The organism is Aestuariivirga sp. (assembly GCF_041738905.1).
Classification (GTDB): domain Bacteria; phylum Pseudomonadota; class Alphaproteobacteria; order Rhizobiales; family Aestuariivirgaceae; genus Aestuariivirga.
Window position 1 is genome coordinate 1 of the sequence record NZ_JBGSOZ010000212.1, and the last position, 5,467, is coordinate 5,467.

Below are 5,467 nucleotides of genomic sequence, written 5' to 3' on the forward strand. Positions count from 1 at the left end.
CATCAGCGCCCCGCCCCGAACGCTCCGCCCCCAAACCCCGCCAGCGCGAAGACCGCCACCCCCAGCGCGACGTAAAGGACGCCCCGGATTCGCATGGCTTCCACGATGGCAACATGCCGGCGTTTCTGATGAGGTCTGTGAAGGTGGGGTGAATAGTGGCCAAAGGACTTGTAACTTTAGTTGGGGAGTAGGCCTCATTTCACGATAACACCCGCCAGATCTTTGATGGGCGGATGTCTCTCAAGTTCCCGAAATTCAAGTATATTGATTCTATGATATTAGGCGACCGAGATGTCATTGGCATTCAAATGACGCTCGTCAGAAATTCTCACGACAGGCTCTGGCCGATCTTGAGACAGTCCTGCCACTCTGATTTACAAACTACCTGAAGATAAATCCAAAGAATCAAGTGCGTTTACCCGCGGGCGCTGGAAACGCTGCGTCTTCACATGGGCTTCCTCGGTTACCATATGCATTACGATGGCGAAATCCGCATCGTCCGCGACTGCGTTGTGCCGGACGAGAGTTGCCGCACAAATGATCTGCAACGATCGCTACTATAGCAGGAAATCGACCTCGACCGGAACGCTGCCTCCAATGATCAGTATCTCGCTTCCATGGGCAATCCGCGTAAATCCACTTACACGCGTGGAAAGAGCAATATCGGAAAAATCCAAAACACCCCAAGCGCGGAGGTCAAGCAGATCCGTTCCGCTTTCGAAATCTGTGACAATGTCACGCGTAACGTCGGCCGCAAGTATGAAAATGTCCAATCCGCTTCCGCCGCGGAGACGGTCCTGTCCTGCACCATCCGCAATCACATCATCTCCTGCTGCGCCATGCACCCGGTCGTCCCCGGCCCCGGCATCGAGCCAGTCGTGGCCACCACGTGCTAGAATCAAGTCATCTCCACCAAGGGCGAAAATGGCATCGCTATTGCGGCTTGCCTCCATCAGATCGGCGCTGTCACCGCCGATTATGCGGTCAAATCCCAGCATCGCACTTTTCCAGACATCAACAGACTGGTCCAATGGTACGGCGCGGTTCCAAGCTGCCGCGACCTGGCTTCCGTCGCCGGCGATAGCGACCTCCCAGCCCATGGCGGGTATGCGCTGGTCATCACCCTCGACGAACTGCGCCAACAGCACCGCGTTGTCGTCTGAGATGTCATAGGCATAAACCGTGCCATCGTTCACATCCGAACCCGTTACCGTGTCGAGCGCGGTCCCATCCCAGCCAGGAGCCCCAACGAGCAATGTTCGGCCATCCGCCGTCAAGGAGATTTCCTGCCCGAACTGGTCGAGCGTATCGTTGTCATGGGCGGTGAACGAGAAACGCAGGACCGCTTCGCCGTCGACGACGTCGTAGACATAGACACTTCCGCCACCAGATGAATCGAAGGTGCCAGCATCGGACACATCATCCGCGCCGACCACCAGAACAGCGCCATCATCGGAAAGTGCCATGTGCTCACCGAAGCTGGACAGAGAACCCGAGTCCCGAGCGACAATCCGGTCGGTCTGCACTGGCACTGGGCCGGAGAGATCGTAGAGAAAGACTTCTCCTTCGTACAGGCGACCGCGAGTCGTGTTGTGAACCTGAAACGGTGCGGCAATTGCTGCGAAACCGCCATTTGCAGAAATCGCGAGGCCCCGACCGAAGTCAGCACCACTGCCGCCATCCGGCGCGACCGGGTTGCTGATGGTGTGAACCCAGGTCGGCTCGGTACCGTTGAAGTCATAGACATGGATACGTCCGGTATCGTTGTCACCCGGTTGGGTCGCCCAGATGAGCGCACGGCTACCGTCGGCGGACAGGACAAGCTCCTCTCCGAACCGGTCGAAGGCGGCAACCCCGTCGGGCGTGTGGAAAGTTGCGGCCAGTGAGGGCATCTCTCCCGTAAGGTCATAGACAAACACAGTCCCGGTATCGTTGATGTAGTCCGGATCGTAAACGCCGGGGTCGTCGTCTCGATTGTGATCGTCGCCCGGCGCGCTGACCAGTAGCAGTCCACCGTCTGCAGAGAGGCTTACGGCGTACCCGAACTGGTCGTTCGCATGAAGTGCTGGTTGCAGGATGGCGGTGGGAAACGAAAGATCGTTGGTGTGGTAGAGATAGACCGCTCCCTGCGCGATACCGGGCATTCCAGGCATTTCATGCCACCCCGCGCCAACCACCAGCTGACTGCCGTCGAAAGATATCGCGAGTTCGTCGCCGAATCCGAAGGCATTTACTACTCCACCGGGGCGCACGAGATCGGTCAGCATCGTAGTCATAGGCACACTTTCTTTTGCACAGAGCTTGATTGCAGGTCTTCAATTTGACCCGGCAAGGAAACTACAGAGAAATATTTCAATTACTTGCACAGTATTCTTGCGTCGCCGCAGAGATGTGCGGCAACTTTGGCAAATTTTGACCCTCGCGCTCCCCCGCAAATACGCGTTCATCGATGAACAGCGTGTCGCCCGCGAGAGCTATCAACTTCAGTGAATTCATTATCTCTCACCAATTTCGCGCATTGCTTCGTTAGCCCGCTCGTTCTTCGAAGCCGCCCCCTCCATTATGAAGAAGACCGAAGCGGGGATAGCGCAGCAAGCCTGATACGCCGCTGACAGTCCTGGTCAGCGAAATGTAGTTTTCAGCCAGCGCCCTTGCATAGGTCTGGATCTTTGAAATAGTCGAATGCCATTGCAATTGCCCCGTCGATCGCCAGAAATGCCTTTGAGCTGCAGTTCCTGTTATGCGGGTGTCGAGCCATGGGAGAGACGTTCAAGGGCATGATCAAGTTTGGCCGTGTCAATCTCAGGCGCTACCCGGCATGGCCCCCGCTCACCCAGCTTGGGTGTGACCCGATTTGTCAGGCGATTACCGTCTTATCTACCTGGACGCAAAAGCTGCCGCTTGAACAATGATTCCTGCACAGCGTGACCTGCCATTTGCGGTGTTGGATGCAATAGACCGGTCGATTTTCCAGCGGGTTCAGGCGGGACCACAAGTTAACCAGTTCTTCACGAGTTTTCTTCCCCTTGCCGATACGTTTGAGCCATCTGGCCTTTGTCCTGCTTCTCCCATGACTTGCATGAAAGAATGACAAACAGCAGAAGGCCCGCCCCACCTTTTTGAAGTGCGGAACAGGCCCTGCCTCTCACTAACGGTAGAAATTACTGCGGCGTATTCGGGTCGTTGTCGGCACCGCCGGGTGCGGGCGTGATGGAGCCGGTCTGGTCGCCCGGCACCATGCCGCCGCCCGAGTAGCGGCGGTTGTCGCGGTCATAGGCCGGCGCGGATTCGAGTGACTCCCTTGTGGCCTGGACAACGAGCCGCTGGGCGTCGCCATCCTGCACCATCTTCACGGCGTTGACGGAGACGGCCACATCCTTCTCGCCCATGCCGAGGAAGCCGCCGACGCCGAGGATGACGGCCTGGACATCGCCCGCCTGCGAGATGATCAGGTCGTTCACTTCGCCGATGTTGGAGCCCGTCTCGTCATAGACCGCCTTGCCGATATAGTCGCTGGCGCTCATCACCTGCGAGCTGTTCAGGCGGTCGGCGGGAACGAACAGGTCAGTGGTGCCGGTCTGCATGGTGTTGGCGATGCCCTTCTCCGGCGTTGCAGGAGTTTCCTGCGCGATGGCGGGCGTGAGGGCAAAAATGGACAGCGCTGTGCCCAGCGCGAGAACGCTCTTGTTCATGGTTTCAAGTCCCTGTTGTGATTCAGACGGCTGCGAATGCTCGCCTGCAGAACAAATGCGCGCGCGGCGCAATGGTTCCGGTCACGGGATCATGGAGTTCGTGGGTGTTGCCGTTCAGGCCCTCAGGCCGGCAGCGCCAGCTTCCGTTCGCGGACCTTGAGAAGGTACCACACGAGGAACACGCCCACGGCCTTGCTGAGAAGCTCGGTCGAGAAGGCGGCGGGCGTCAGGTAGCCGGCGAGATACTGGAAGGCCAGCGTATCGAGCGGCAGCGCGATCAGGCTGGAATAGAGGATGCGCTGCTGCAGCGGGCGCTTCGTGAAGGAGTAGACCGCCCAGTCCGCCGTCTCCGAGAGGATGAAGGCGGTGATCGAGGCGACCGCAATCGCGGGGTCGACCATGAACCAGGTGAGGATGCCCGCGCCCGCCGTGGCGAAGAGGATGGAGTGGCCGATTTCACGCTGCGCATAGTCGCGCAGCACGAAGACGAAACCGACCACGATGTTTGCGAGATAGAGGCCGCCCAGCGGCGTCTGCCATGGTGCGATCGCCGTGAACATCCAGTTCACGGTGACGATGGCGATGACGTAGAGGGCGGTCCACATGATGGCTTAGCCGACGATCTCTTCGGGCTTGAAGTTCTGCGCGATCTCGATGGCGGCGTTCTCGGGCGAGTCCGAACCATGGACCGAATTGGCCTCGATCGACTCGGCGAAGTCCTTGCGGATGGTGCCTTCGGCGGCATTGGCCGGGTTGGTGGCGCCCATCTCATCGCGATACTTGGCGACGGCGTCTTCACCTTCGAGCGCCTGCACGACGACCGGGCCTGAAATCATGAAGGTCACCAGATCACGGAAGAACGGGCGTTCCTTGTGAACCGCGTAGAAGCCTTCGGCTTGGCCTTCGGAGAGCCAAATACGCTTTTGAGCGATGATGCGGAGGCCGGCCTTTTCGATGACCGCGTTAACCGCGCCCGTCAGGTTACGCTTGGTCGCGTCTGGCTTGATAATGGACAGGGTGCGTTCGACGGCCATGGCTCGATGGGCTCCGGTTCAAATTGGGAGCCGGGTCTATAGCTGCACTGCAGCAAACCGCCAAGTGCGTCAGAAGCACCCGACAATATCCCCTTGGCGCGCGCTCGCGGCCTGTTCGCCTATTGAGCGCAGCAAATCACACGTCCGCTCGCGGCGCAGTCTCCTGCGCCGCGCCGGTCATCAATAGCATTCAAGCGAAGTGATCACGCCGTTAGCGTCGGTGAGGACGTTCAAGCGCTCGGCACGGAAATCCTGCGTCACCGGCGTGTTGGGCTGGATGATGCGGATATTGCTGTCGGCCGGGAACGTCGCCGCCGCGATGTTCGTGCCGACGAGTGCGGCGTATTGCGAGCGGCCGCACGTGTCTTGTGCTGTCGCCTCAGCTGGCGTTTGCGCTGTCGTCGCGGGCGCCTCAGTCGTGGCGGGTGTTTCGGTCGTCGCTGGTGTCGTGGTTTGGCCACACGCGACGAGGGCGAAGGCGGCGCAGGCCATCAAGAGTGCACGCATGATGGGACCTCCTCAGTAACAGTTGAGCGATGCGACGTTGCCGTCGGTGTTGGTGGTGATGTTGAGCCGTGTCGGCACGAAATCCTGCGTGACCATCGTTTCAGGCGTCACGATCCGCGTGCCAGCCGGAAGCGTGGCGAGATCAATCGAGCTCGCTGACGTCCCGACGAGCGCCAAGTGAGCCGCGGCGCCGCACGTGTCCTGCGCGGTCGCTTCGGCGGCATTGGTCGGGGC

6 protein-coding genes are annotated in these 5,467 nt (G+C 59.5%); all 6 read right to left on the bottom strand.

The genetic code is table 11. The features are described 5' to 3' along the window. Positions 1-557: 557 nt before the first annotated feature. Positions 558-2,276 carry a hypothetical protein gene (locus ACEW8Q_RS20905; RefSeq protein WP_373506004.1) on the bottom strand — a complete coding sequence of 573 codons (1,719 nt, stop codon included), beginning with the start codon at positions 2,274-2,276 and terminating at the stop codon, positions 558-560. Positions 2,277-3,161: 885 nt separating this feature from the next. Further along, positions 3,162-3,692, bottom strand: a complete 531-nt coding sequence (locus ACEW8Q_RS20910) for a PRC-barrel domain-containing protein (RefSeq protein WP_373506005.1) — start codon at positions 3,690-3,692, stop codon at positions 3,162-3,164. Positions 3,693-3,814: 122 nt separating this feature from the next. Then, positions 3,815-4,297 carry a VUT family protein gene (locus ACEW8Q_RS20915; protein ID WP_373506006.1) on the bottom strand — a complete coding sequence of 161 codons (483 nt, stop codon included), beginning with the start codon at positions 4,295-4,297 and terminating at the stop codon, positions 3,815-3,817. A gap of 6 nt (positions 4,298-4,303) precedes the next feature. Next, positions 4,304-4,726, bottom strand: coding sequence for a nucleoside-diphosphate kinase (gene ndk, locus ACEW8Q_RS20920; RefSeq protein ID WP_373506007.1), 423 nt, complete (start codon positions 4,724-4,726; stop codon positions 4,304-4,306). Positions 4,727-4,906: 180 nt separating this feature from the next. Further along, positions 4,907-5,233: an I78 family peptidase inhibitor gene (locus ACEW8Q_RS20925; RefSeq protein ID WP_373506008.1), complete on the bottom strand. Its 327-nt coding sequence runs from the start codon at positions 5,231-5,233 to the stop codon at positions 4,907-4,909. 12 nt (positions 5,234-5,245) lie between these two features. After that, positions 5,246-5,467 (bottom strand): I78 family peptidase inhibitor (locus ACEW8Q_RS20930; RefSeq protein WP_373506009.1); only part of this gene is annotated, 222 nt, incomplete at its 5' end.